Source organism: Pseudonocardia sp. D17, assembly GCF_036984265.1.
GTDB lineage: Bacteria > Actinomycetota > Actinomycetes > Mycobacteriales > Pseudonocardiaceae > Pseudonocardia > Pseudonocardia benzenivorans.
Window position 1 is genome coordinate 1 of the sequence record NZ_BPRG01000210.1, and the last position, 245, is coordinate 245.

Here is a 245-nt window from a genome sequence, read left to right on the forward strand (position 1 = left end):
GACGATCGTGTTCGCCACCTATGCCGGGATCTACTTCTGGTTCCCGAAGATGACCGGCCGGATGATGGACGAGACGCTGGGGAAGGTCCATTTCTGGCTGACGTTCTTCGGGTTCCACACGACGTTCCTGGTGCAGCACTGGCTGGGCAACGAGGGCATGCCGCGCCGCTACGCGGACTATCTGCCGACCGACGGGTTCACCACGCTGAACACGGTCTCCTCGATCGGCGCGTTCGTCCTGGGGG

The 245-nt window shown here is 63.3% G+C and carries 1 protein-coding gene; it reads left to right on the forward strand.

Annotation, left to right across the window (positions count from 1 at the left end; translation table 11 throughout):
- Positions 1-245: cbb3-type cytochrome c oxidase subunit I (locus PSD17_RS27725; protein WP_339125228.1), on the forward strand; the 245-nt coding region annotated here is incomplete at both ends.